Source organism: Desulfofustis glycolicus DSM 9705 (assembly GCF_900130015.1).
In the GTDB taxonomy this organism is placed as follows: domain Bacteria; phylum Desulfobacterota; class Desulfobulbia; order Desulfobulbales; family Desulfocapsaceae; genus Desulfofustis; species Desulfofustis glycolicus.
Genome location: NZ_FQXS01000035.1, coordinates 1 through 25,515, shown reverse-complemented (window position 1 = coordinate 25,515; position 25,515 = coordinate 1). Strand labels below are relative to the sequence as shown.

Genomic DNA, 25,515 nt, shown 5'->3' with positions numbered 1-25,515 from the left:
AATGCACGATTTTCTCAACCGCTGCCGGCCGTTTTTCCAGGAACAGGGGCTGCAGATTCTGGCTGAAAAGACTATTGCCATTTCCGGTTTGGGCGGTGTCGGCGGCGGCGCCTTCCTGGCGCTGGTTCGCTCCGGCTGCAGTTCCTTCCGCCTTGCTGAAAACGGGCTGTTCGACCCGCCGGACATGAACCGCCAGGCAGCTGCCTTCGGCCATACCATGGACCGCCCGAAACTCGACGTCTATGTGGAACTGGCCCGCTCCATCAACCCGGCCATCCGTATCCAGACCTGGCCGGAAGGGCTTCAGCCCGAAAACCTCGAGGAATTCATCGATGGCGCCGATGCCCATATCGGTGCCATCGACGTGGAAAAGGGGGCCGAGGTCAAACGAATGACCCCGGCCGTGCTGGAACGCTGCGGGGTACCCATGTTCACGGCCGGCGCGTTCGGTTTCGGCTCGCTGATGATCAACTATCGGCCCGGCGGCATGATGGAAGACGAGTTCGCCCGGCAGGTCAAAGACCGCTCCGAACATCGACCGGGCCAGCTGGCCTCTCTGATGGCGCAACAGTTCAACCCTGCAGCCATTGCGATATTCGACCGGGCCAGAGCCACCGGGCCGGCCCCGACAACGGCCATCGGCTGTCTGCTGGCCAATACACTGGTGGCCAACGAGGTTATCGTCCATCTGCTGCAGGGCACCGAGCTTATCGACCGGGAAGCCGTCTTCGCCCCGAGATTCGTGACCATTGATGCCCTCAGCCTGACTATGCAGGTGATCGATGCCGGCGGGCACTGACCGGCAACCAGCCGCCGTGACGAGACGGCATGCGCTGCTGACCTTCAGTCTGATTTCGGCCCTGTTTATCATCGGCCTGGATGCCGGTGTGGTCAATGTCATTCTGCCCGAGTTGCAGACCGTCTTCAACACCACGGTGTCCCGCGCCATGCTGCTGGCCACGGTCTACCTGACGGCCATGGCCGCCTTTCAACTGGTGTTCGGCCGCCTTGCCGACCTCTTCAACCCGCTCAGTATTTTTCTTGCCGGGGTGGCCTGTTTTTTCGCCGGTTCCCTCGGCTGCGTGCTGTCCCAGTCCATTGACCAGATCGTCGTCGGCCGGGCGATCCAAGGCCTCGGCGCGGCCATGCTCAGCGCCTCGTTCGGAGCGATTGTCCTGCGCCTGATGCCACGCGAGAAGACCGGTCGAATCATCGGCCTGATGACCATGGTCATGAGCCTGGGCAGCATCATCGGTCCGCCATTGGGCGGGTTTCTCGCCGAGCACCTATCCTGGCATTGGGTCTTTGCCATCAACCTGCCGATCTGCGTCGTCGCCGCCATTCCGCTGATCATCATCCTGCGCTCGCAACAAGCCGATGCCGAATCCCGCCCGGCAATCACCCTGGCCCGCCTGGACCCGGCCGGCGCCCTACTCAGTGTCCTGCTGTTCGCTTCCCTGCCGCTCTGCTTCAGCCAGGCCGCCCGGGACGGCTGGTCGTCCGGACCGGTACCGATCCTGCTGGCCATTTTCGTCGTCTCGGCCACCCTCTTTATCCTGCAAGAGCAACGAGCGCGTTGCCCGCTGCTTCGCCTGACGGTTATCTCCGATCGCCGGGTACAACAGGTTGTCCTGATCAAGGCCCTGACCTTCATCGCTATCAACGGGGTTATGCTCGTCTTTCCCTTCTTCCTGGTCAAACGGCTCGGACTCCCGGTCTCGGGAGCCGGCGTGATGATGCTGGCCTGCGCCGTGAGTATGGCCCTGCTGACCCCGCTGAGCGGCAGGTTGACCGACCGGATCGGCTCCAAACGGGTGCTGCTGGTCGGCGGATTGGTGCTGCTGGCAACCTCTATTTTGTCCGTGCTCGCCGGCCCGCTGTTCGGCAGGGCGCTCACCTTTCTCTCTCTGGCCGCCTTCGGCGCCGCCTTTGCCTGGCTGACCATCGCCGGTACCGTGCAGCTCCTGAAACTGGCACCGCCCGGTGAGGAAGGGGTCTTTTCCGGTCTCAACTCCTTGCTCATGCCGGTGGCCGGCTCGCTTGGCCTGGCCATTTTTTCCTATCTGTATGCTGCCGGGACAACACCGGCTCAAAACCCGGCCGACGCATCACTGGTTGGATTTCGGGCCAGCATGGCAGGGCTGGTGGTGTTCGCCGGGTTCCTGCTTGTCCTCATTCAACTCAGTTTTACCGACAAAAAGCCTCTTCCATAACCGGATTTTTCGATGCACCGAATGCAACTATCGTCCATTTCAGGTACCCAGCGGGACACTAATGTAGTGACGCCGCACCCCTTGGCCGCGCAACTCATCTATCGACAGAGCCTGACCATGGCGAAAAGCGTCACAACGAAAAACTCACCGGGAGAACACTGATGTTGACAGATCGGAAGCTGCAAGAAGGTTTTACCCTCGGCCTGTTCCGGCCCGAGGATGCCCCCGGCATCGTCGACTGTTACCGGGAAGTCTACGGCGACAGTTTCCCGGTTCGCTATGTCTACGACCCCGAGGCGATTGTCAAGCGCAACAGCGGAAGCGAACAGTACACCTTGGTGGTCAGAGATCCGGCAGGTCTGATCGTCGGTCTGGTCGGCCTGTTTGCCATCGATGGCAACCCGGGCAATTATGAGGTCGGGCAGCTCATGGTCCGGCGTCGCTATCGTCACCTCAAACTCGGCCAGGCGCTCAGCGTGGCCGCCTTGACCGAGTTGCCCCCGCTGGCCGGTGTCCGTGTACTGATGGCCGAAGCGGTCTGTAACACCACGATTTCACAGAAAATGGCTCTCGAACATGCTCTTCTGCCGACCGGCCTGCAACTTGAATGTTTGCCCAACCCGGAGGGAACGCCAACCTCGCTCCTCTCTCTCTTTAAGATATTCAGCGATACGCCCCACACCATTCACGTACCCGGCAAATACCTCGACTTTGTCGGCGGTTGCTGCGCCCGCCTCGGCCTGACCCGCAGCTATGGCAACGGCTCGCCGCCGCAAACAACTGCAGCCGATCCGGCCACGGAGAAGCTTGAATTCGCCGGGCTGATTCGCTGCCGCTTTGCCAAATCGGGAAACAATTTCGACTCATGGCTGGATGATTTTCTGGAAACCAACCAACGCTCCATCCTGCAGGCCCAGGTCAACCTGGGTGACCCGGCGGCGCCGTGGGCATTGGGATTGCTTCGGGAACGGGGATTCTGTCTGGGCGCCTTCCTGCCGTCCTGGTTCGGCACCGACGCCCTGATGGTGCAACGGCTGCCCTGCCGGCCGCAATTCGATGCGATCCGGCTGCTGGCCGGCGACGCCGAGGCGATCGGCAACGCAGTGCAGAGGGACCTGACCACAGTGAACAGGGAGTGGCCCGAGTGAACAGCGTGTTTACCGCCAACCTGGACCGAGCAGATACCCCGGACAAATGTGACGGTGGTGCCCGTTACGTGCACGATCTGCAGGTTGCCGGCATGCTCCACGCAGTGACCGTGCGTTCCTCGGTACGCCGTGGCACCATTACATCGATCACGGTCCCGGAATTGCCTGCCGGCTATGTTCAGGTCAGCGCCGCCGACGTGCCCGGGGTCAATCAGATCAGTTATTTCAAGGACCCCTGCCCGTTTTTCGCCCCCGGCAGCGTCCAGTACCGCGGCGAAGCGGTGCTCCTGCTGGTTGGCGGCGACCCGGCCAAGCTCCACCGGCTGGCCCGTCAGACGATCATCGAATACGACGAAATCCCGGCCATCCACACCATGGAAGAAGCACTGGCCGGCGACAAACCTCCGATTTTCGGCTCGGACAATATCTACATTGAAGAACGCTTCGGTCACGGCGATGTGGATGGTGCCATTGCCCGGGCTGCGGAGGTTTTTACCACGACCACCGAAACCGGCTACCAGGATCACCTCTACCTGGAGCCCCAGGGCGTACTCGCCTGTCCTGAAGTAGACCGGATGACGATATACGTCTCGTCCCAGGGCCCCCACGCCGCGCGCAAAGTGGTGGCGGCGGCACTTGGCTGGGACGAGGCATCGGTTCGGGTGATTCAGACCACGGTCGGCGGCGGCTTCGGCGGCAAGATCGAACCGCCGATGTTCCTGGCCGCCCAGAGCGCCGTCGCCGCACACCACTGCGGAAAGCCGGTACGCCTGATCTACACCCGGGAAGAAGACCTGCTGTGCACCACCAAGCGGCACCCGTCCCGTATCACCGTCACCTCCGCTCTGGCCGCCGACGGTTCCATTCTCGCCGTGGATATCGACAGTCTCTTCCAGGGCGGCGGTTATTCCCAATCCTGCGCCATGGTCCTGGACACCGGAACGAAAAAGGCCTCCGGCGTCTACCACTTTCCGGCAATCCGGGTGCGGGGCCGGGGGCTGGCCTCCAACAACCCGATGCCCGGGGCGTTCCGGGGCTTCGGCGCGCCGCAGAACTATTTCGCACTGGAAACCCACCTCAACGCACTGGCCCGCAAACTCGGCAGAGAACCACTGGAGATGAAACGCGCTCTGTTCATCAAGCAGGGAGACGCAACCATTACCGGCGGCCGCTATCACTTCGCCACCGGGTTGGACGAGACAATCAGTGCGGCGACGGAGGCCGCCGGCTATTACCGTCGTCGGAAGGCCCTGCCGGCCGGCCCGTCCACCCGTCGAGGACTGGGACAGGCCCTGGTCAAATTCGGCGCGCCGAACTCCGTCGATTCGAAGATTTCGCTGGATTCACGCTCCATCGGCCTGAGAAAACACTCTGACGGCCGGATCGAGATCCTCAGCGAACTGGTGGAAATGGGTCAGGGATTGCACACCGCGTTTCGCAAACTGGTGGCCAGGCACCTGGATCTGCCCGTCAAACGGGTGTCCCATGCCCCCGGCGATACGGATGCAGTCCCGTTCCTGTCCATTACCGGGGCCTCCATGTCGGTGGTACTGTTCGGCGCGACCCTGCTGGAAGCGGCCGACAAGCTCAAAGCACGACTCGATGAACCCGGTGAAGTGACCATTCTGCAACCCGCCCGACAGCCGGACCATGTGTTCTGGGATGCAACAGCCCTGCGCGGCGAACCTTTTCACTCGTATGCCTGGGGAACCTTTATCGCCGAAGTCGAGGTCGATATGATCACCTACCAGGTGCAGGTGGTTGACCTGTGGGTGGCTCTCGATGTCGGCTCGGTCATCGACCGGCGCCTGGTTCAGGGCCAGATTGAAGGCGGCGCCGTCCAGGGCCTGGGCTTCAGCCTGCTGGAATGTATGCCGCGGGACGGGTTTTCCTGCTCATTGACCGACTACCTGATCCCCACCTTCCTGGACGCCCCTCAGGTCCACGGCCTGATCGTGGAAACCCCCTATCCGCCGGGGCCGTACGGCGCCAAGTGTGTCGGCGAGCCGCCGCTGGTCGGGGTGGGACCGGCCATCGCCGACGCGGTGGCAAATGCCTGCGGGGTAGAAATCTATCAACTGCCGATCACCCCGGAATACCTGTTGCAGAGAATGACAAAGCGATGAACAGCCACCTGATTTCCTTCCAGCTCAACACCATGCCGGTCAGTGTCGAAACAACGCCCGATGCCCGGCTGATCGATGTGCTGCGGGAGCACTTCCGCCTCACCGGGACCAAAGAGGGATGCGGTGAAGGCGAATGTGGGGCCTGCATGATCCTGCTCGACGATCGTCCGACGCTTTCCTGCCTGGTGGCCATCGGTGCGATCGATGGCAAACGGGTGATCACCATCGAGGGGCTGCGGGAGACTCCCGGTTTCGCTATCCTGGCCCAGGCCTTCAACGACGCCGGGGCCGTCCAGTGCGGCTACTGCACGCCGGGCATGATCATGATTGCCTATGCGCTGCTCCGCGACCAGCGCGACCCGGACGAATCCTCAATCCGGCGGGCCATGGCCGGCAACCTCTGCCGCTGCACCGGTTATGCAATGATCGTCGAAGCGATCCGGCTGGCCGCAACCCGCCGGGGGCAGTCATGGTGAGCCAATTGCCTCTCCATCCGTGCACCGGCCGGGAGGCGGCCGCCGCAAAAGCCGCCGGAGCCGTACCGTACGCCGGCGGTACCGATCTGATGGTGCGCCGGGCGGCAGCCCGGCGTACCGGGCAAGAGCCACCCCTCGTCTTCCTCGACCGGGTGGCGACCTTCCGGGGCATTACCGCTCTCGACGGTGCGTTGCGGATCGGCTCATTGACAACCATGGCCGAATTGTGCAGCCATCCCGCCACGCCCGGTCTGCTCGGAGCGGCATGCGCTACCGTCGGTTCTCCGGCCTTGCGCAACGCGGCAACCATCGGCGGCAATATCTGCACCGCCTCCCCGGCCGGGGACAGCCTGCCGGCGCTCTATGCCCTCGATGCCGAAGTCGAATTGTGCGGCGTTGACACCAATCGCCGCCTGCCGATCGACCGGTTGATCATCGCTCCGGGACAGACCGCGCTGAAGCCGGATGAATTGTTGGCGGCGATCATCGTTTCGACCGATACCGCGGACCGTTTCTACTACCGCAAGGTCAGCCCGCGTCTGGCCAACGCGCTGGCCAAAGTCAGCCTCGCCGTAGCCGCCACGGTGCACGATCAGGTGCTGCTGGAGATGCGCATCGCCTTCGGCGCTGTCGGTCCCACCGTCATCCGCTGCAGCGAGATCGAGCGGCAGTGCCGGAACCGGAGCCTTGCCGACCTGGCCCAGTCAGCGCGCCGACTGGCGGACCTGGCCGCGGAAACCATCAGGCCCATCGACGACCTGCGCTCCTCGGCAGCCTACCGGCGCACCGTTGCCGGCAATCTGCTGGAGACCTGCTTGCACTCACTCTGCGCACCAACAACCTGATCGTCCGGTTCCAGTCGCCCCTTCTGCTGAGTCACACAAAAGAAGAGACCTCACCGCCACGGCCGACAGGGTCGGTTCTGCCGCAGGCCGCATCACAGAGGCCAGGCGGCACGGAAAATCAGGACAGAAGGACTGAGAGCAGTACATTCGTTCTCTCGAAAGCTCTCTGGATACCAACCGACTCGACCATGGGGCGGCGGTTGACACGGTCTCCTCGATGCCTACATTGTCAGACAGGTTGCCCTCGTCAGAGGCACCCGGTCATAAGGGAAAAATGCAGACCGACCGCAAATCATCCGCACCAATGGTGCGACAGTTCAAGGAGGTAAGATATGAGTGAGGACAATAAAACCTTGTGTGCCCACGTTGAAGAGGAACTCCACGTCAAAGATCCGCAGGCCTATATCCAGCTGATCCAGCCGGCTACCCACTATTGCCAGGGCTGTGGCCGTAGCGCCGCCAAGGCGGAAAATGTCTGCAAGCCGCAGAAACTGCCGTAACCTCCAGCTGATCGATAATTGCTCGCACCGCCCGGCGATTGGTGCCGGCTACGGCGCGAGCAACTCCCCTTATCCCGGCTCGGTTTGAAGAACCACGAGCCGGGAGTTTTCTTTTGATGGCTCCTCGTCTCAAGCCCTCTGATCGAAAATCTGGAACCTCATCCCTCTGCCACCAGGTATTTATGGTGCTCGCACAGCCAGTGCGAGAACCCGGTCCGCCTCGCGAAACATCAGCCGCTTGCGGCAGAGCTGATCGACAAACTTCTCGATCGCTGCCGGACTGAGCCGGGGGAAGGCGCTGCAAAGTGTTGCCAGCGATTGCGGCTGATCACAATACAGGTAGAGCTGCCGTGATACGCCGCGCAGCCGGTGCAGAAGCGAGGGCTGGTGAGGCTGTTCCTGACTGATGACCAGAAACGAAGCGCCGTCACGGTAACTGAGCGGCTGCCCTTCCCGGTCGCGCCGTTGGCGGTGAAACTCCTGCCAGGCGGCAATCTTGAGCCGCACCGGCCGCCACAGTTTTTTCTGCCGCAGCCGATCACCGCGGTACCCGGAGACGAGCATCATGCCCCGGTAGTGTTCGGGAAAGAGCGTTCGATAGTGCGGATGGGTCAGGATAGCGGTAATCCCGTAATCCCGGGGGTGACGATGCATCGGTGCCCCGTAACCGAGGAAGAATGAAGCTGTATCGAGCGGTGCAAAGGGCACCGCGTAGTCAAGGTTGTCCAGGGTTTCGGCAATCTCCGCCGGGCTCGTAGCCGGAAACTCGGTAATGAGATTGCCCATCAGCACCACCCCGGCGCTGGCACAGTTTTTCATCATCGCCAGGTTGTCCATGGCGGTGGTCCCCTTGCCCATGCGACCAAGCAACGATGTTGACAGCGATTCGATGCCGACCTGGACCGTACGCAGACCGCCACGCCGATAGAGGGTCAACCGCTCAAGAGAGGTCTTCGCCCGCAATTCACCAAAAAACGTCACATCACCAGGTGCTACCGCCATGGCCCGAAAAAATTCGTCCATTTCCCGGGCCGGCAGCACGTTGTCGGTAAAGGCGAAATGAAGCGATTCATTGGCGACCGACAACTCCTGTACCTCGGCAATCATCCGCTGCGCCCGTTTACAGCGATAGCCCCGCCATTGCAGGTTGAGATTGCAGAAGGTGCAGCGTTGCCAACTGCACCCCCGGGAAAACTCGACCGGCAGCGCCGGCAAAAACGGCAGGTCGGCAAAGGTTTTCTGCATCTCTTGAAAATACGGACGGTAGTCCGGCACCGGCAGATCGTCGAGGGGCGTGATATCGGGGCTACTCAGCCCGCCGCCCCGCCCCTTCGCGGTGATGATCCGGTCGGGCAACACGCCATCTCCCCGATCCAGGTAGTGACACAAGGCCAACAGCGGCCCCTCACCCTCGCCGTCGACCAGGTAGTCGATCTGCTCGAAGCGCTCGACCAGCGAGCGGCCGACCGCTCCGGCGCATGATGTCCCGCCGAAGACAATCGGCAGGTCGATCATTTTTTGTTTCAGGCGTCCGGCAAGATGGAGTGAGGCAAGCAACTGGTTGAAGCAGAGTGAAAACCCGACCAGCGACACCTGCTGCCAATCGATCCCGGCCTCCCAAGCATCGCAGCAGGACCGGATATCGGCCACCAGCGAAGTGAAATCCGGCACCGGACCGCGACCATCGCTGCGCAGTTGGGAATGAAACAGACGAGCCGCCGCATCTCCTTGCTCCGGAAACAGCAACGCGGCGAACAACGCTTCGCCGGCCCAGCCGGAGCGGGCGATGCGCGTATAGCAATCAATACCGATTCGTTTGGCGATTGCCAGATAAAGGTGATGGCAGTCGACCCGGTAGTCACTCTTCGCCAGCAAATAGCTGCGCAGGCTGGCCACCTGGATGGAAGGACGATGAAAGAGAGCCCACGGGACGGCGACGAGCTCTACCCGGAAGGAGGAGCGATCACGCTGGTCCGTCTGCCGATGTAGTGAATTTTCCGCCATCTCGTTTCCCACAGAAAGCATCCCATCGCCCAAGAAGGCAGTGCCCGGGCAATCTTCCGCCGCCCTGACCCCGCAGAGGCCACCTGCCCGTCTGCCCATCTGATCAGAAATGAAAGCTACACTAATCCCCGGCGATGCTCATCATCTATTTCTCCGCTCACCACCGCCCTTCAGCCTATACGCACTCCAACTCTCAGATAGCCCGCGGTCTGAAAAGCAACCAGCCATGCCCTGACCCACCGACATAAGCGGAAGAGCACCGAAAACCTAATCCGTGCCGGTTTTATCACAGCCCGAAACTCGTCGGGAAAATTTGTTTGTTTTGCAAAAGGCATTTTTCGACGTATCATGATGCACGCACGACTTGCTTCCCCACCGACAAACGGTAACGGCCAACGAGTTGGTAACCACGACGCCGCCTTTGCGGTCGGCCTTCACGCGGAGCGTCAACAGTGTGCAGCGTGGGCGGCAACGCCTGCGGTATCACCTGCCTTAAGCAATCATTATGGCCTCTCTTTTCTTGTCACTGCTGATCATCAGCGCCGGTATTACGACGGGGTTTTCGCTTCGTCGCTGGGCGAAATATCGTCACCAGAGGTTTTTCGCCGCTATCCCGCGACTGCGAAAACGTTTGCAGAAGATAGCGCTGCTCGGTTTTTTCTCGCTGGCCTTTCTCATCGCCATCTGGAAGGTCTCCTTTGCCGACACGGCCCTGCTGGTCCTGCCGCTGATCGGAGCCGGCATCTACCTGCTGGGCGGTATCCTCGGCTTTCTCGTCGCGCGCATCAACGGCTGCCGGCCGCGACAGACGGGAACGCTCATCTGTTGCGGCTCGATGACCAATACCGGGGCAATCGGCGGGCTGGTTATCTATATTTTCCTCGGCGAACTCGCTTTTGCCTTGATCGTGCTCTACAAACTGTTCGAAGAGGCCGTCTATTACGGAATCATCTTTCCCATCGCCAAAGGTTACAGCAAACATGCAGCCGGCACCTTCAAGCCGATACAGCACGTAATCGGAATCGTCACCGATCCGTTTATCGTTGTCTCCCTGTGTGCTTTTTTCGGCGGAATCGTCTTGAATCTTTCAGGTATCGAGCGGCCGCGACTCTTTGATACCGTCAGTCTGTTGTGCGTTCCGACGGGAACTTTTCTGCTGCTCGTCTCGATCGGTCTCGGCCTCGAAATCGGCAATCTGCGTCAGCATGCAAAATTCGGTGCCACCATCTCCGCTGTGAAATTCCTGGTACTGCCGGCCACCGCTTATTTCGTCAGCCGTCTTATCGGCCTGGACGAAGTTGGCAACGGATTGCCCATGAAGGTGGTACTCGTTGCCTCCTCGATGCCGGTCGGCTTCAACGCTATCGTCGCCGCCTCAATCTACGATCTTGATCTCGATCTCGCCAACACCTGTTGGCTTTTTTCAACCTGTCTGCTGATCGTCGTCTTGCCCTGGCTGTTTTTTCTCGTTCACTAACCCCCATGATTGGCAATCACAAAAAAGCATAAAATGTATAAATCTGGACTTGATCTGACAAAAACGGACGTCAAGTTTCAATTTGGCCTGACAGCCACCGCCACCACGAGTCAACGCTCCCAAGACGTACATGAATAAGCTAATCTCACCCCTGAATAGTAGTTCTGAGGATTGCCAGGGTGAATCTACCTTACAACTTGCTTAGCACTAGAAGCAGTTGATTGTCAAACACCCTTTTTTTGTCAGGCGCCATGCCATTGATCGCCATGACATTATGTATCGCAGACAGCAAATGTGCTGATGGCACTCCCTTGGTCAAAAACGCGGTCGCTCCAGCCTGTTGCATTGCCTGCGCCACTTCCTCATCCTGGAACATCGACAGACCAAGAACGATAGTTTCGGGATCATTCGCGACAATCCGGCTGGTGGCTACAATTCCATCCATATCACCCAGGTTGACGTCCATCAAAACAATATCGGGTTTGAGTTCCGAGCAGAGTTTTATTGTCTCCGAACCGTCAGCAGCTTCGCCGATCACCACGATATCAGGTTCAACGGTAAGGGACTTACCAGCCCTTCCCGCATGATCTTATGATCGTCCACAATCATAAGGCGACATACTTCTGACTTTTCTTGTGGCGTGACGACGGTTACTTTTGTTGTTCTGTTATGGGACCCTGCTGGTCCGTCAACAGCTGTTTGTCATCCAGCGGTATCGTAAGGGTGATTGTGCTGCCCTGCCCGAGTGAGCATTCTATAGCCATATACCCGCCGAAATGGTTCAGCCGTTCTTCGACGCTGAACAGCCCAAAGCTTGCACCCGCCTGTTGTGAATTGGACACCACGGGATGAAATCCATGGCCCTTGTCTCGGACAGCGATTTTGATGGCCGTGGGACCGGAAGGCAAGAGGTCAACATCAGCTTCTTTTTCACTTGAATGTTTGATGGCATTGAGCAGCAACTCGCGCACTGATTCGAAGAGCAGGATGACGATAGTTTCATCTGTCAGGTCGGTCTCAATGCCGGCGTGAAAATTCACCCGAAATTGATGCTGCTCCCACATCTGCGCAGCCAGCCAGGCAAGGCAGCCAGACAGCCCTGCTTTCTGCAGGATTGGCGGGCTTATTTGGACAGTGAGCGATCTTGATTCCTGCAGGGCCTCCCTCAGCACCCCATGAATGCGCTCCAGGACTGACCGAATCTCTTCTTGCGGTCGATCTGCCTTCTTCATGAGCCATTCCACCTGCATGCGCGCCGCGACGATGAGTTGCTGGATCTGGTCGTGAACGATCTTGGCCAGTCGCTTGCTTTCAGCCTGTTCGATTTGGCCCAGCTGAACGGCAAGGTGGCGCAGGCGGACGGCCTGCTGCCGGATCTTTTCAGTTCGGAGCAGAACAAGATGCTCAAGAGAATCATTCAGGGCTTCTAGCTTCTGCTCTGCAATTTTGCGATCGGTAATATCCATGAACGCGCCGATAGATCCCCGGACGTTGCCTTGCGAGTCGCGCAGTGACACTGCACTGCCCAGCATGGCCATCCGTTTGCCGGAAGAATGTTCCACATGCACTTCGGTATCCAGCACATCTTGGTTGATGGCGGAAGCCTTCCGCATCGGCAGATCCTCGGCTGAAATTTCTCACCCGTCCGGAGCAAAGAAGCGACTTGATTCGGGCTGAGTCGTGGCAGAAACTTTCTCTCCGGCCTTGATACCATAAAATTCGTTGGCCATACGATTACCGGTGATAGTCAGACTGTGTGGGTCATGGGCGACCCACACAGCCACAGGCACGGTCTCCAACAGACGTTCGAGCTCCTCGGCGCGTTGACGGAGCTCCTCCTCTATGCGCTTGCGCTCAGTGATGTCCTGGACGGTGCCGCGCATGCCGATAAATTTCCCCTCGGTGTCATACACCACTTCGCTGCGTGCTTGGATCCAGATGCGCTGGCCATTGTGCAGCGCCTGCTCCTCTAAAACGGCACCCTTCCCGGTCCGAGCGGACTCCTGGGCAGCTGCATCGAGCCTGTTCCATTCCTCTGGCGAATACCAAAGGCCACGCTGGTCTTTGAAATTGGGAATTGTTTGCGTCAGCGGATCAAAGCCGTAAATCTTCAGCAGTTCGTCCGTGCCGGTGATGCTATCCGTCTGCGCAACCCAATGCCAACTGCCAATATGCGCCAATCGTTGTGCCTCGCCGAGTTCCAGCTCCCGGGCCCGCAACATTTCCTCAGCATGAGTACGCTCACTGATATCGCGCGGTATTACAAATGAACGTTGCGGATCATCTGGCAGGATGAATGAGTCTACCTCGGCGGGAAATCTCTGGCCATTTTTGCGGATGTGGTACAGTTTAACCCCAGCGAATCGCCCTTCCTTTTCCCGCTCCTCAAGAGCGGCGTGATGTTTGGATTCATGAGGGTCGAGCAATCCCTTGCGACCGAGGCTAATTATCTCCTCTTCGGACATGCCAAAGATGGAGCAGGCAGCGGAATTGGCTGCCAAAATTCGCCCGTCCGGTATTGTCAGGAAAACGGCATCGAGGTTATTATTAAAGAGCGAGCGAAACATGGCCTCACTTTCGCGCAGGGCCTCTCTGCCTTATCTCTTCCGTTATATTACGAATAATTTGGGCGGCTCCGATCGGCTGGCCGCTGGAATCTAGAACCGGGTTGAGGCACAGGTCGTAAATCTGTCTTTCAGTGGACGATGTCCCAAATGCCACTATGGTTCGCAATGTTTCGCCCATCAGGGCGCGATTTCACAACTCCACAGGGGCGAATTCTCGGGGAAAATTGATACTGGCAAATCCGAGGCCTCGGTATGCTTTGGTGGCATTGAAAAAATCAGGGTAAAAGGCGTTGGTGGCGATGGTTTGGTAACCTGCCTCGCTGAGAATGTTGGGCAAGCAGAGGGTTCGCGAACCGGTAAAGACATCGAACTCAATGCCGGACAATTTACGTAGTGCGGGAACGCCGCACAGCACCTCAAACTCCGCCTGCGCCGTCGCCCCCCGAAAACAGGCGACCGGGAAAATCCACCCCGTTATAAGAGCGAGGAGCTGTTCCGGCAGTTAACTGCGGCTGCAAGCCTGGGCACCTATTATCTTGATTTCCGGTCCGGCAGGGATGAATATTCGCAAGTTCCTGGCGATATACGGAGGGGGGGTGGATGAGAAATTTCCGATAAAAGATAGGTTTCCCACAGCAATCCATCCCGATGACCTGTTGGGTAACACCTTGAAAAGCGCAAAATTGTCTGAGAGGACGGTTGAAAAAGTATGGGTTAATTGATAATGATGCCTGATGAAAATGAATTTGCGAAAATTTAGAACGGGCGTCATGGTTGAGGGTGAGGCGGCCGCGGCGCGCATGGCCTTCGGTCTTGATCAGGTCGAACCGGAACATGCGGTGAATTGTCGCAATAGGCGCTGTGCAGATGCTCTGCTAAGGCGGTGGCCGAAAGTGTTGGCCACATTGTCACATTCTGTTGGATTCAATTTTTCTTGTTACCGCATGTCTGTGTGCTTCATCGCCTTGCAGAGGCGTGGTCTAAATGGGAGTGGAGATGGTTGAGATCCAGACGCAAGCTGACGCATGGCGGAAAACAGATGCGCGCCGAAGGGCGACCCTCATCCGGGCGCTGGAGCCGCGGATGATGTTCGATGCGGCGGCCGTCGGGACAGCGGTCGAGGTACAGGCGCAGGCCCAGCCGGAAGTGGCACCGGAACCCGTCGAGGTCGAGGCCCCGGCGCCGGCACCGGCTCCGGCACCGGTCGCAGCAGACACGGAATCGGACCCGGATGCAGACGTTGCCGATGAAGCCGCGCTCCAGGCCGAACCCATTGATCAGTCGCCCGAGCCAGCAACTGCAGAAACTGAGCAGTCGGAAACCGACCCAATCGTGGATAACGAGTCTGCCCTGGATGTCACAGCGTCAGAGTCGGAGCCATCATCCACTCTTGCATCTGAGCTTCCGGAATCATTGACAACGGCAGTGCCTGGCCAGGAAGTCGTGTTCGTGTTGGACAACCTGCCGGATGTGGAGACGCTCACCGGCGGTATGCGCGAAGGCGTCGAGATGGTGATGCTGGACGCACAGGGTGATGGTCTGGCGCAGATGGCGGACCACCTGCAAGGGCGCACAGGGCTGAGCGCCATTCATGTGATCAGTCACGGAGACGAAGGCAGGGTGTCGCTGGGCAGTACCTGGCTCGACGCTCAGGGCGTCACGGAACGTGAGGGCCTTCTGCAGCAGATTGGGCAGTCGCTGACGGAGGAGGGTGACATCCTGCTGTACGGATGCTACGTGGGCGCCAACGGCCAAGGTGTTGATTTCATCACCGCCTTGGCCGCGTCGACGGGAGCCGATGTCGCGGCCTCCACCGACAACACCGGTTCAGCCGCCATGGGCGGCAACTGGGTGCTGGAAGCCACGCAAGGAAGTATCGAAACCGCATCCCTCCACTTGAGCAACTACTCAGATCTGCTTGTTGCATTTTCGGATGATTTCAGCACGAACACAGGCAGCGCCATTACCAATTTCACTCGTACCTTGGGCGGAGTGTCCTACACATTTACCTTTACGAGTGATGGGGATGGTGGCGACTTCGCTTGGGAAAATGCCAACGGCTTTGGAGGCTCAGCTTCCGTCAACATGCTCTCCGGCGTGGACACCGGCGCGATTGAGCGCGTGACGATTGCCCGCACTGACGGCGCAGACTTTTCTTTTGACAGCATATATATCAACAACACCGGTGGTGGCACAACGAATGTGCGCGGGTATCTCGACGGGATTGTAACAGGAGCCAATCAGACCATGGCAGTCGGTGCTTCCGGCACATTGAGTTTCGGCAGTCTGCACGTCGACCAGGTACAAATTATATCGACCAATTTCCTTTTCACGAACTTTGATAATTTCGCGGGCGACACCAACCCACCCAACACCGCCCCCACCATCACCAACCTCAATGGCGACACCGTTGCTTGGGCAGGGGTAGGCAACACCGTGACCCTTGACAGTGGTGGCAACGCATCCGTGACCGATGCCGAACTGGGGGCGCTCAATGGCGGCAATGGCGACTGGAGCGGTGCAAGTCTGACCGTGCAGCGCAATACAGCAGTTGGAGCAGACACGTTTGGCTTTAACACCTCGGGGGCGCTGTTCACTGTAAGTGGCGCCAACCTGCAGTCGGGCGGACAGACTTTCGCATCCTTTGCCAATACTGGAGGTGTGCTGACCGTTAACTTCTCCAGCAGCGACACCACCGCGACGACTGCGCTGGTCAATGACGTCGCCCGTCACATCACCTACCAGAACAATACACCCGCCGGTGATGCATCGATCCGCTTCACCTTGCATGACGGCACCGTTGCCGGCCCTGTCGCCAATGTCAATGTGACCAGCGACACCATCTACGTCACCAACACCACCGACACGGCCACCATCAACGTAAGCAACGGGGTGAGCTTTAGCGAGGCGGTGGCGATTGCTGCCGCGGATGCCACCGGTAGCCAGACCCTGGTCTTCAGCAACGGTTTCAACAACTCGATGACCCTGGCCGGTGCGCTGGCGATCAACGAGAGCCTGACCATCAATGGCGATGCCGCCAACGACCTGATTTTTACGGGCAGCAACATCACCCTGGGGGACGGCACCACCCTGAATTTCAGCAACTCCACCGGCGCGGTCACCATCGCCAGTGCGCTGGCGGGCGCCGGTTCGCTCACCAAGGCGGGCGCGGGCACGCTGACGCTATCCGCCAGCAACACTTATTCGGGCACCACCAACGTCAATGCGGGCACCCTGCTGGTCAATGGCACCTTGTCTGCCACATCGAACATAACCGTCGCATCGGCCGCGACCCTGGGCGGCATCGGCAGCGTCTCCAGCAACGTCACAGTCAACAGTGGCGGCACGCTTTCGCCGGGTAACAGCGGGGCGGGCGCCTTGGCCCTTAACGGCGACCTGACCATGGCCTCAGGCAGTACTCTGGCTGTGGAAATCAACGGCACCAGCGCCGGCACCCAATACGACCAGGTGATCGTCAACGGCGCGGTCGATGTCAGTGGCGCCACTCTGTCCGTAACACACGGATACACGCCGGGCAGTGGCGACAGCTACACCATTATCGTCAACGACGCGACCGATGCTGTCACAGGCGCCTTCACTGGCATCGCGGAAGGCGCCAGCTTCGCTGCAGGCGGCAATTCAACCCAACTCACCGCCAGTTACGTCGGCGGCACCGGCAACGACTTCACCCTGACCGCGCCGAACAACCCGACGGTTACCTCGGTGTCCTCGATATCGGCCGATGGCACGTACAAAATTGGTGACACAGTCACCGTGGTGGTTAACTTCAGCGAAGCCGTCTTCCTGAGTACCGGCACCCTCCAGTTGACGCTGGAAACTGGCACGACGGATCGCGTGCTCAGCTACCTCGCCGGTAGCGGCAGCGCTACCCTGTACTTCAGCTATACAGTGCAGGCCGGCGACACTGCGGCGGATCTTGATTACACCAACACCACTGCTCTGGCCGCCAATGGCGACACCATTCAGAGTGGTAGCTTCATTGACGCCAACCTCACGCTACCCACACCGGGAGCTGCCGGTTCTCTTGGCGCCAATCAGGACATCGTCATTGATGGCGTGCGCCCGACCGCCAGCATCGTCGTCTCCGACACTGCACTTGCTGTCGGTGAAACCAGTACCGTCACCATCACTTTCAACGAAGCCGTCACCGGCCTCGCCATCGCCGACTTCACAGTGGCGAACGGCGTATTGAGTGGATTGAGCACCGGTGATGGCGGCATCACCTGGACGGCTACGCTGACGCCAACCGCCGGCACCACCGACACCAGCAACCTGATCAGCCTGGACAACACCGGCGTGGCGGATGCTGCAGGCAACACCGGCACGGGCACCACCGACTCCAACAACTACGCTATCGACACCCTGCGCCCCACGGCCACCATTGTGGTGGCCGATACCGCGTTGGCCGTCGGAGAAACCTCCACTGTAACTATTACCTTCAATGAAGCGGTGAGCGGTCTCGCCCTAGGCGATTTCGCGGTGGCCAACGGTGCACTGAGCGGCCTGTCGAGTTCGGATGGCGGCATCACCTGGACCGCTACGCTGACCCCGACCGCCGGCATCGCCGACACCAGCAACCTGATCACACTGGACAACACCGGCGTGGCGGATGCCGCCGGCAACACAGGTACTGGCACGACAGACTCCAACAACTACATCATCGACGGCCTGCCGCCGTCGGTCGCATCGGTCACCGTGCCGGCCAACGGCACCTACGGGGCCGGGCAGAACCTCGACTTCACCGTCAACTTCAGCGAGACGGTGGTGGTCGACACCAGTGGGGGCACGCCCCGTGTCGCGGTCACGCTCGACACAGGTGGCACGGTGTACGCCGAGTATGTTTCCGGGTCCGGCAGCACGGCACTGTTGTTCCGTCTCACGGTGACCAACGGACTACAGGATGACAACGGCATCACCTTGGCCAGCAGCATCGAGCCCAATGGCGGCACCTTGCTCGACGCTGTGGGCAACTCGGCGCAAACCGCACTCAATGGCGTCGGTTCAACCAGTGGGGTGCTGGTTGCCGCCGCGTCCGAACCTGCCCCTGTGCCCGCCCCGGATCCTGCGCTGCCCACGCCTGCTCCAGTGAGCCCGGTGCCCACGCCTGCTCCAGTGGGCCCGGTGCCCACGCGCCCGTCCATCCCTTCCGCGTCACAGCCTTTACCCATGACACCTTTACCGGTGGGTGGTGGGTTTACCCTGCCTGCTTTTGCGCCGACTCCGTTGATCGTGTCCGGGTCACTCAACGCCTGGGCGGGGAGCAGCGGTGCCACGGCATCATCGCTGTCAGGGTTGATGCCTGTAGGAATCTCGGCGGTGCTTGGGCCCATGAATCTTGACGAGATGTCAGGCGCAGGATGGGACCGTGACGACCAGCCCTGGTCGGTGCCTTTTCAGGCGACTGACCTCGCAGGTGCCGCTTCCATGGGCATACCGGTGATGGGCGGGCAGGACGCGGTCTTGCTGCGCTCCGGGCAGCCTTTCGAATACACCGTCCCACTGGGTGCGCTGATGGGTGATGACCTGTTGCGCCAATTCTCGATGCTGATCGAGGTCCGGCAGGTTGATGGCAGCCCGCTTCCGGCGTGGCTTCGGTTTGACCCCGTGACCGGCAAGTTCTCCGGTGTGCCTCCGGTCGGCTTCAGCGGCACGCTGCGGCTGGAACTCAGTGTTCAGGATGCGCAGGGCGAGCGCAGAACCCTGATGCTGGAGTTTGAGGTCCAGGCCGGTCGCGCGGACCAACGCGGCGATGCCGGGCAGGAATCAGCCCATCCATTGCCTTCCGCGCAGTGGTTGTCGTTGCATTCACAGTGGGCTTCGCATGGCAGGGGTGCCCTGGAATCTCAGGCACATGCGTTGGTGACTGCGCTTCGGACGCCGGTTTCGCCAGCCTGAGGTTGGATGCCGCAACGCGTTTCATTTTGAATTTCACATACAAGGATCGATTCATGACAGACTGGTGTCTTTTTTTGCGTCCACTTGCGGCAGCATGTTCACTCATCATGTTGGCTGGTTGTACGACCAGCACGATGCCCATATCGATGGACGAGCGCCAGAAAGCGCTGCCTGAACAACGTCTGGCACTGGTACAGCATCAGGAGCCACTGAGCGGACCGGTCTCACTGGAGGAGGCCCTGGCCAGAGCGCTGAAGTATAACCTCGACTCCCGTGTTAAGCTGATGGAAGAGGCGCTGGCCATGCGTCAATTCGATCTGTCGCGGGTCGATCTGTTGCCCAGGTTGACTATGGCGGCCGGGTATACCTCGCGCAACAACGATCTGGCCTCGTCCTCCGAGGACTATGCCACGGGAGAGCAGTCGCTTGTGCCATCGATCTCTTCGGAGAGGCAGCGATCGGTGGTAGATCTTGGACTGTCGTGGAACGTGCTCGACCTTGGCGTGAGCTACTACCAGTCTCGGCAAAATGCGGATCGCCTGCTGGTCGCCCAGGAGCGGCGTCGCAAGACAGTGCACCAGGTGATGCAGCAGGTGCGTCAGGCCTACTGGCAGATGGTAGGTGCGCAGATGATGGAGAAGCCCCTTCAGGGGATCATCTCGGATGCGCGCAAGGCGCTGGCCGATTCCCGCAAGGTTCAGGCGGAGCGTCTTGTTTCGCCCATGGAGACACTGGGGTACCAGCGTCAGCTGCTTGAAATCATCCGCCAGTTGGAGTCGGTCAACGACGAGTTGTCGCAGGCCCGTCCCCGGCTGGCCTCGCTGATGAACATGGAGCCAGGGGTGTCATTCGAGGTGGTGGTGCCAGAGAACAGACAGATTCATCGGCTCACCATGTCCCTGGAGCAGGTGGAAGAGGCCGCGCTGCTGAACCGCCCCGAACTGATGGAGGCGCGCTACAACGAACGCATCGGTGTGCTGGAAACGCGCAAGGCGATGGCGCGCCTGATGCCTGGCATCGAGTTTTCGGTTGGCACCCACTACGACAGCAACGATTTCCTGGTGAACAAGAGTTGGCGTGACGCTGGCCTGCGCGTGAGCTGGAATCTACTGAATGTGCTCAATGCGCCCGCCATCATGGGCGCGGCAAAGGCACAGGAAGAGCTGGCTCACCACCAGCACATGGCGCTGTCCATGGCCGTGCTCACCCAGAGTCATGTGGCGTACCGGGACTACCGCGGTCGACTGGGTCAGCACGAACTGGCCCAGGAACTCAACCAGATTGAACAGCAGATCCTGGAGCAGACCAGAAATGCCACGCGTACCGACATGCAGAGCCGTCTGCAGGAGGTCCGGGCGGCCGCCAGTGCGCTGGTCGCCGAGCTGCGGGACCACCACAGCTATGCCTCATTGCAGGTAGCCTATGGTCAGTTGCTGGCCACCATCGGCTGGGATCCTTTGCCTGCCGAGGTGGAACGCCGCGACCTTGCAGGGCTTAGAGAGAGCCTCCATGAGACCGATGCCAGGTGGGTTCGGCAGCTGGGGGGCGGTCCCTGATGGTGGCAGCGGTTTTTCGGCGGCGATGGATGACCAGTTTACTGGTGGGCGGCTGCCTTCTGACTCAGGCACCGGCTCTGTTGGCGCAGTCGGAGGCTGGAACCGATCAGGACGGGCGCATCAGGGTTCAGCTGACGGCCCTGAATGATCTGGTTGTCTCCAGCGAGGTGGCTGCCCGAATCGAGCGCATTTTCGTGCGCGATGGCGACGCTTTTCGTTCGGGAGCGCCCCTGGTGTCTTTTGACTGCCGAACGCTTGAAGCACAGCTCGAAAAGACCAGGGCCACCCGGGACGGCGCTAGGCACCATTTGGAGACCGTGCAGCGTCTGGCAGAACTGAACTCAGTGGGCAAGCTTGAAGCCGACCAGGCCGAGGCCAAGGCGCGCGAAACGGCAGCCGATGTGCGAATGGTCCAGAGCACGTTGGCCAAATGTCAGATAGTCGCGCCGTTCTCCGGGCGGGTGGTTCAGCGAATGGCATCGGATCATCAATTTGTCAACGCCGGTACGCCGTTGCTTTCCCTGGTGGACACGAGCGCCATCGAGGTGCGTCTGATCGTTCCGTCCCGCTGGCTTTCGTGGCTCAAGGCCGGCGCACTTTTTCAGATTCGACTGGAAGATCTGGACAAGACCGTCGAAGCGAAGGTGACGCGCATCGGCGCACGTATTGACCCCATCAGCCAGTCGGTCGCACTGGTTGCCGTCGTCACGGGATCGAGTGCCGGGTTGCTGCCTGGCATGAGCGGTTGGGCCACCTTCCCCGGCGTGCGGTGAGTTCCACGGTGGATGCCAGCCGAGTGCTGGCGGAAATTCTTCAGCTGGTTCGCCGTGCCGCAGGGGCATCCGATCTGGAAACGCTCGGCTTCGTCATGGTCAACGAGAGCCGACAGGTGCTTGAGTACCAGTTGGCTGTTTTCTGGCGTCAGGCGGGCGCATTCACCGACACAGCCAGGCTTTCTGCTGTGTCCGGCCAACCCCGACCAGATCCGAATTCGCCGTTTTCACACTGGGTTTCCGGTCTGTGCCACCGCTTGAGTGAGCCGGCGTCCGAGGTATCGAAACAGCCCCGCCTGATACATTCACAGGATCATCCCGATCTGTCTCAGGACTGGGCGCAGTGGTTACCGCCCCATGTGATGTGGGTGCCCTTGCTTGCCGTTGACGGGGAGCAGCTCGGTGGCTGGCTGTTGGCGCGAGCGGCCCCCTGGCAACCGCATGAACTGGCCGTGGTGCAGGAGCTCGGGACACACTACGGCCTAGCGCTCGCCAACAAGCTGCATAGACGTCGCGGGAAGACTGGCGGCACGAGGTGGTGGTGGCAGCACTATCGGCGGTGGGTCTGGGGCGCCGTCCTGGTGTTCATGTTCATCCCGATCCGCCAGAGCGTGATCCTTTCAGCCGAAGTTCGGCCAGACGACCCCTATTTTGTGCGGGCTCCAATGGATGGCGTGATCGACCGGCTGCTGGTCAAGCCCAACCAGACAGTGGAGGCCGGCGCAGCCCTGCTGACGCTGGACGAATCCGCCCTCAAGGCGCGCCATGAGGTGGCACGCAAGGTACTGGATGCGGCGCGAGAGGAGTTTCGGCAGTCGGCTCAGCTCTCGGTGACCGATGACAGGGGGCGCCTTGAGATGGCCCTTCGTCGGGGCGTGCTGGAAGAGAAGTCGATTGAATTCGACTTCCTCACAGAGCAACTGGGTCGTGTTCAAATCCGTGCCCCGCGTGCAGGTGTCGTGGTGTTTTCAGGTGCCGATCAGTGGCTGGGGCGTACAGTGGTGCAGGGGGAGCGAATCCTGTTGCTCGCAGATCCTGCCAGGATTGAACTGGTCGTGCGACTTCCTGTGGGCGAACGATTCGACATCACCGAAGGCACGGTCGTCACGCTGTACCCGAATGCCAGTCCACTGTCGTCCTATGGAGCCACGGTCAAGCAGGTCGCCTACAGCGCGGAACTCGATCGTGAGGGGCTTTGGAGCTACCAAATACAGGCAAACTTCGACCCGGATCAGCCGCTTCCCCGGATTGGTACGACGGGTTCTGCTCGCATCCGTGGCGACTGGGTACCCCTGTCATTCTTTGCACTGCGGCGCCCGTTGACGGTTTTGCGCCAGACGCTGGGAATCTGACCCATGGTGCCCACCGCGCCGGCAAGCTTGCCCCCCTTGAGGCAGGACTTGCAGCTTCACGCAGGACCGCCGGATACCGGTGGTGCGCCTTCCTGGGTGTTGCACGATCCGGTCGCCCACCGGTTTTTCGAGATCAGCTGGCCCGCCTTTGAAATTCTTTCTCGTTGGTCCATGCGGGAGTCGAAGGCGATTGTGGCTGACGTCTGCACGCGGACAACGCTGCACATCGGAACGGAGGACATCGAGGAACTCTGGAGGTTCCTGGAACAGAACTTTCTCCTGGACCAACATGGACCCGAGCACACCGCACGTTTGCAGCGGGCAGGCTCCATGCACCGCATGGGTAAGCTGTCCTGGGTGCTCAAGCACTACCTCTTTTTCAGGGTGCCTCTGTTTCGACCCACTTCACTGCTGAACTGGTTGTCACCCAGGATGACGTGGTGCTTCCACCCCATGTTCTGGAAGCTGCTGGTCTTCCTGGGCCTTGCGGCACTCGTTGGCGTGTCGTTTCAATGGGACGCCTTTGTGGGCACTTTCGTTGCGTACGCGGGCTGGACTTCTGTGCTGGGCATAGTGGTTTCATTGGGGTTTGCCAAGGTCGCTCACGAAATGGGTCACGCGCTCGCTGCCCATCGGCACGGCTGTCGGGTGCCGCAAATGGGAGTGGCCTTCATGGTCATGATGCCGGTGCTCTATACCGACACGACCGATGCCTGGAAGCTGCCGTCTCGCAAAGCGCGGATGCAGATCGCCGCAGCGGGTATGGCCACCGAGTTGATGCTCGCTGTGGTGGCCACATGGGCATGGATGTGGCTGCCTGATGGACCTGCGCGTGCCGGCGCATTCATGCTTGCAACCACGACCTGGGTACTGACACTCGTGGTCAACCTGAGTCCATTCATGAGGTTTGATGGCTACTACCTGCTGTCAGATGCGGCAGGGATTTCCAACCTCCACGAGCGTGCATTCGCGCTGGGACGCTGGAAACTGCGGCGGGTGTTGCTGGGGTGGAGCGATCCGGCGCCAGAGGAGTTGAGCCGGCGAGCGACAGGACTCCTCATTGTTTTCGCCTACCTGACCTGGATCTACCGCCTGGTGCTGTTTTTGGGCATTGCCTTTCTTGTCTACCACCTTTTCTTCAAGGCGCTGGGCCTGCTGCTGCTGGCCGTGGAGCTGAGCTGGTTTGTGGTGATGCCCGTCAGCCGGGAACTCAGTCTATGGTGGCAGGGGCGATCAAACCATCGCTGGACGGGAGCATCCATCCTCAGCACCGCGGGGCTGTTGTTGGGGGTGCTGGCGCTGTGCGTGCCATGGCCGAGAGGGGTTCAAGCTCCGGCCGTTCTGAGCGCAGAACAATCCCAGTGGTTGTTCGCGCCGATGGCTGCCCAGATCAAGCAGCTGGACACGCGGCATGGCCATTCGGTGAGCCAAGGACAGACTGTGATTGGCCTGACATCCCCGGATCTTGAGCAGCGCCTGGCTGCGGCCAGCGTCCGGGAGCGGTCGATGCAATGGAAGCTTGCGCAGCAGCCATTGAATGCCGATCTGCTGGGACTTGGACCTGCATTGCGGGAGCAGTGGGCAGCGGCAAAGGCGGAACTGACAGGTCAGATGGCGCTGCGTGACCAGCTTGAGGTCAGGTCGGGTATCAGTGGGCGCGTTACGAGGGTTGCCCCGGGTCTTCAGCCAGGTGTGTGGGTACGTCAGGGGGAGCCCCTGGTGCAGGTGGTGGCTGACGGCCCCACCCGGATCGACGCCTATGTCGTCAATGAGGACATGCCTCAGATACAGGTGGGGGACACGGCCCGCTTCGTGCCTGAGGATTGGCGGTTTTCAGCGGTGAATTGTCAGGTGGGTTCTCTGGACCGCGTGGCACTGCCGCACTTGGAGCATGCATTTCTTGGCAGTCCGCATGGCGGCCCCTTGCCTGCCAGCGTCGACGCACAAGGCCTCACTGTGCCGTTGCATGCCGTCTTCCGCGTCCGCCTGGATCGCTGCGACGGCGAGGCCGCAGCCGTTTTGCAGGAAAAGCCCGGAGTGGTGGTGATCGGATCTTCCAGTCGCAGCGTGGTAGGTGACTGGATCGGGAATGCCGTCGACCTGTGGAACCGGGAGTCAGGGCTTTGAGTGCTTTCCCGCCAGCTCCAGGCGACCCGTATGCCGGCATGGTTTCAGGCAGGGCGAGCTTGGTGGATGGCACCACCGTCACCGCCTTCAGCACGCTCGGGCGCGGCAATTACTTTGATGTTTTTGATGCATTTTCTTTCCAAGTGGTTGGTGCGGCTTTAAGCATTTCTTCAGCTTGTATTGCTATTTAGAATTTGCCGCAGTTAGAGCACTTAAAACCTGAGTTCCCGGTAAATTTGTAACGATACCCACGTCGAAGGTCTGCATTTTATGTAATGTTAACGGGTTAACACTACTACTATGATGGTAAGGCTACCCTTAAGCTTGGGCGGCTTCACCTTATTCCTGTCTATACGTAACAAAATTCAGACCCCATAAATGATATACTGAGGTCATTAACGTTCTGTTTTTTCTGAAAAAGAAAAAGGAGGCGAT

20 protein-coding genes and 2 pseudogenes are annotated in these 25,515 nt (G+C 60.0%); 15 read left to right on the top strand and 7 right to left on the bottom strand.

Features of this window, described 5'->3' with window-relative positions; translation table 11 throughout:
• Nucleotide 1 precedes the first annotated feature (1 nt).
• The 7 genes from BUC26_RS19685 (at nucleotide 2) to BUC26_RS23480 (ending at nucleotide 7,308) form a co-directional block, all read left to right on the top strand.
• On the top strand, nucleotides 2-799 hold the full coding sequence (locus BUC26_RS19685) for a ThiF family adenylyltransferase (protein WP_073378891.1): 798 nt from the start codon (nucleotides 2-4) through the stop codon (nucleotides 797-799).
• On the top strand, nucleotides 783-2,213 hold the full coding sequence (locus BUC26_RS19680; protein WP_073378890.1) for an MFS transporter: 1,431 nt from the start codon (nucleotides 783-785) through the stop codon (nucleotides 2,211-2,213). The genes BUC26_RS19685 and BUC26_RS19680 overlap by 17 nt, the downstream gene beginning before the upstream one ends.
• Nucleotides 2,214-2,374: 161 nt before the next feature.
• Nucleotides 2,375-3,361 (top strand): GNAT family N-acetyltransferase, encoded by a 987-nt coding sequence (locus tag BUC26_RS19675; RefSeq protein WP_073378889.1) that lies wholly within the window; start codon nucleotides 2,375-2,377, stop codon nucleotides 3,359-3,361.
• Nucleotides 3,358-5,487 carry a xanthine dehydrogenase family protein molybdopterin-binding subunit gene (locus tag BUC26_RS19670; protein ID WP_073378888.1) on the top strand — a complete coding sequence of 710 codons (2,130 nt, stop codon included), beginning with the start codon at nucleotides 3,358-3,360 and terminating at the stop codon, nucleotides 5,485-5,487. Before BUC26_RS19675 ends, BUC26_RS19670 begins: the two co-directional genes overlap by 4 nt.
• Nucleotides 5,484-5,963, top strand: coding sequence for a (2Fe-2S)-binding protein (locus BUC26_RS19665; protein ID WP_073378887.1), 480 nt, complete (start codon nucleotides 5,484-5,486; stop codon nucleotides 5,961-5,963). The genes BUC26_RS19670 and BUC26_RS19665 overlap by 4 nt, the downstream gene beginning before the upstream one ends.
• Nucleotides 5,957-6,808, top strand: a complete 852-nt coding sequence (locus BUC26_RS19660; protein ID WP_073378884.1) for an FAD binding domain-containing protein — start codon at nucleotides 5,957-5,959, stop codon at nucleotides 6,806-6,808. Before BUC26_RS19665 ends, BUC26_RS19660 begins: the two co-directional genes overlap by 7 nt.
• Nucleotides 6,809-7,140: 332 nt before the next feature.
• Complete coding sequence (locus BUC26_RS23480; protein WP_153307095.1) at nucleotides 7,141-7,308, top strand: hypothetical protein; 168 nt, start codon at nucleotides 7,141-7,143, stop codon at nucleotides 7,306-7,308.
• 180 nt (nucleotides 7,309-7,488) lie between these two features.
• Here the strand turns inward: BUC26_RS23480 and BUC26_RS19655 are convergent, their stop codons facing one another.
• On the bottom strand, nucleotides 7,489-9,312 hold the full coding sequence (locus BUC26_RS19655) for a RiPP maturation radical SAM C-methyltransferase (RefSeq protein ID WP_161949894.1): 1,824 nt from the start codon (nucleotides 9,310-9,312) through the stop codon (nucleotides 7,489-7,491).
• Nucleotides 9,313-9,817: 505 nt separating this feature from the next.
• On the opposite strand from BUC26_RS19655, the gene BUC26_RS19650 reads away from it, so the two are divergent.
• Entirely contained in the window at nucleotides 9,818-10,789 is a 972-nt protein-coding gene (locus BUC26_RS19650; protein ID WP_073378880.1) for an AEC family transporter, read from the top strand.
• A gap of 190 nt (nucleotides 10,790-10,979) precedes the next feature.
• Here the strand turns inward: BUC26_RS19650 and BUC26_RS19645 are convergent, their stop codons facing one another.
• From BUC26_RS19645 to BUC26_RS23150, 6 genes are all read right to left on the bottom strand, one after another.
• Nucleotides 10,980-11,330: a response regulator gene (locus BUC26_RS19645; protein ID WP_073378878.1), complete on the bottom strand. Its 351-nt coding sequence runs from the start codon at nucleotides 11,328-11,330 to the stop codon at nucleotides 10,980-10,982.
• Between the two features lie 109 nt (nucleotides 11,331-11,439).
• On the bottom strand, nucleotides 11,440-12,402 hold the full coding sequence (locus BUC26_RS19640) for a PAS domain-containing sensor histidine kinase (RefSeq protein WP_073378876.1): 963 nt from the start codon (nucleotides 12,400-12,402) through the stop codon (nucleotides 11,440-11,442).
• 24 nt (nucleotides 12,403-12,426) lie between these two features.
• On the bottom strand, nucleotides 12,427-13,374 hold the full coding sequence (locus tag BUC26_RS19635; RefSeq protein WP_279626317.1) for a PAS domain-containing protein: 948 nt from the start codon (nucleotides 13,372-13,374) through the stop codon (nucleotides 12,427-12,429).
• The gene (locus tag BUC26_RS24570; RefSeq protein ID WP_084540789.1) at nucleotides 13,361-13,534 is read right to left on the bottom strand and encodes a PAS domain-containing protein; all 174 of its coding nucleotides are present in this window, start codon (nucleotides 13,532-13,534) and stop codon (nucleotides 13,361-13,363) included. The genes BUC26_RS19635 and BUC26_RS24570 overlap by 14 nt, the downstream gene beginning before the upstream one ends.
• A 12-nt stretch (nucleotides 13,535-13,546) precedes the next feature.
• Complete coding sequence (locus tag BUC26_RS19625; RefSeq protein WP_073378872.1) at nucleotides 13,547-13,771, bottom strand: alkaline phosphatase family protein; 225 nt, start codon at nucleotides 13,769-13,771, stop codon at nucleotides 13,547-13,549.
• Between the two features lies 1 nt (nucleotide 13,772).
• A complete protein-coding gene (locus BUC26_RS23150; protein WP_143166091.1) occupies nucleotides 13,773-14,192 on the bottom strand; it encodes a hypothetical protein in 420 nt (139 codons plus the stop codon).
• Between the two features lie 148 nt (nucleotides 14,193-14,340).
• Between BUC26_RS23150 and BUC26_RS24630 the strand changes: the two are divergent.
• The 7 genes and pseudogenes from BUC26_RS24630 to BUC26_RS23145 all read left to right on the top strand — a co-directional run.
• Nucleotides 14,341-15,243 (top strand): annotated as a pseudogene (locus BUC26_RS24630) (DUF4347 domain-containing protein); the annotation flags it as partial.
• Between the two features lie 1,047 nt (nucleotides 15,244-16,290).
• A pseudogene (locus tag BUC26_RS24625) lies at nucleotides 16,291-18,049 on the top strand (Ig-like domain-containing protein); the annotation flags it as partial.
• Nucleotides 18,050-19,418: 1,369 nt separating this feature from the next.
• Nucleotides 19,419-20,828, top strand: coding sequence for a TolC family protein (locus tag BUC26_RS19615; RefSeq protein ID WP_208609840.1), 1,410 nt, complete (start codon nucleotides 19,419-19,421; stop codon nucleotides 20,826-20,828).
• Nucleotides 20,798-21,601: an efflux RND transporter periplasmic adaptor subunit gene (locus BUC26_RS19610; RefSeq protein ID WP_143166089.1), complete on the top strand. Its 804-nt coding sequence runs from the start codon at nucleotides 20,798-20,800 to the stop codon at nucleotides 21,599-21,601. Before BUC26_RS19615 ends, BUC26_RS19610 begins: the two co-directional genes overlap by 31 nt.
• An 8-nt stretch (nucleotides 21,602-21,609) precedes the next feature.
• Nucleotides 21,610-22,953, top strand: coding sequence for an efflux RND transporter periplasmic adaptor subunit (locus BUC26_RS19605; protein ID WP_073378907.1), 1,344 nt, complete (start codon nucleotides 21,610-21,612; stop codon nucleotides 22,951-22,953).
• Between the two features lie 48 nt (nucleotides 22,954-23,001).
• Nucleotides 23,002-25,080 (top strand): site-2 protease family protein, encoded by a 2,079-nt coding sequence (locus BUC26_RS19600; RefSeq protein WP_208609839.1) that lies wholly within the window; start codon nucleotides 23,002-23,004, stop codon nucleotides 25,078-25,080.
• Nucleotides 25,077-25,271: a hypothetical protein gene (locus BUC26_RS23145; RefSeq protein ID WP_143166088.1), complete on the top strand. Its 195-nt coding sequence runs from the start codon at nucleotides 25,077-25,079 to the stop codon at nucleotides 25,269-25,271. Before BUC26_RS19600 ends, BUC26_RS23145 begins: the two co-directional genes overlap by 4 nt.
• Nucleotides 25,272-25,515: the final 244 nt, after the last annotated feature.

Excerpts from the sequence above, each read along its gene's own strand:
- BUC26_RS23150 (WP_143166091.1), bottom strand. The coding sequence starts at position 14,192 with ATGTTCCGGTTCGACCTGATCAAGACCGAAGGCCATGCGCGCCGCGGC.
- BUC26_RS19615 (WP_208609840.1), top strand. The coding sequence starts at position 19,419 with ATGGACGAGCGCCAGAAAGCGCTGCCTGAACAACGTCTGGCACTGGTA.
- BUC26_RS24570 (WP_084540789.1), bottom strand. The coding sequence starts at position 13,534 with ATGGGCGAAACATTGCGAACCATAGTGGCATTTGGGACATCGTCCACT.
- BUC26_RS19680 (WP_073378890.1), top strand. The coding sequence starts at position 783 with ATGCCGGCGGGCACTGACCGGCAACCAGCCGCCGTGACGAGACGGCAT.
- BUC26_RS19640 (WP_073378876.1), bottom strand. The coding sequence starts at position 12,402 with ATGCGGAAGGCTTCCGCCATCAACCAAGATGTGCTGGATACCGAAGTG.
- BUC26_RS19685 (WP_073378891.1), top strand. The coding sequence starts at position 2 with ATGCACGATTTTCTCAACCGCTGCCGGCCGTTTTTCCAGGAACAGGGG.
- BUC26_RS19660 (WP_073378884.1), top strand. The coding sequence starts at position 5,957 with ATGGTGAGCCAATTGCCTCTCCATCCGTGCACCGGCCGGGAGGCGGCC.
- BUC26_RS19665 (WP_073378887.1), top strand. The coding sequence starts at position 5,484 with ATGAACAGCCACCTGATTTCCTTCCAGCTCAACACCATGCCGGTCAGT.
- BUC26_RS19655 (WP_161949894.1), bottom strand. The coding sequence starts at position 9,312 with ATGGCGGAAAATTCACTACATCGGCAGACGGACCAGCGTGATCGCTCC.
- BUC26_RS19675 (WP_073378889.1), top strand. The coding sequence starts at position 2,375 with ATGTTGACAGATCGGAAGCTGCAAGAAGGTTTTACCCTCGGCCTGTTC.
- BUC26_RS19650 (WP_073378880.1), top strand. The coding sequence starts at position 9,818 with ATGGCCTCTCTTTTCTTGTCACTGCTGATCATCAGCGCCGGTATTACG.
- BUC26_RS23480 (WP_153307095.1), top strand. The coding sequence starts at position 7,141 with ATGAGTGAGGACAATAAAACCTTGTGTGCCCACGTTGAAGAGGAACTC.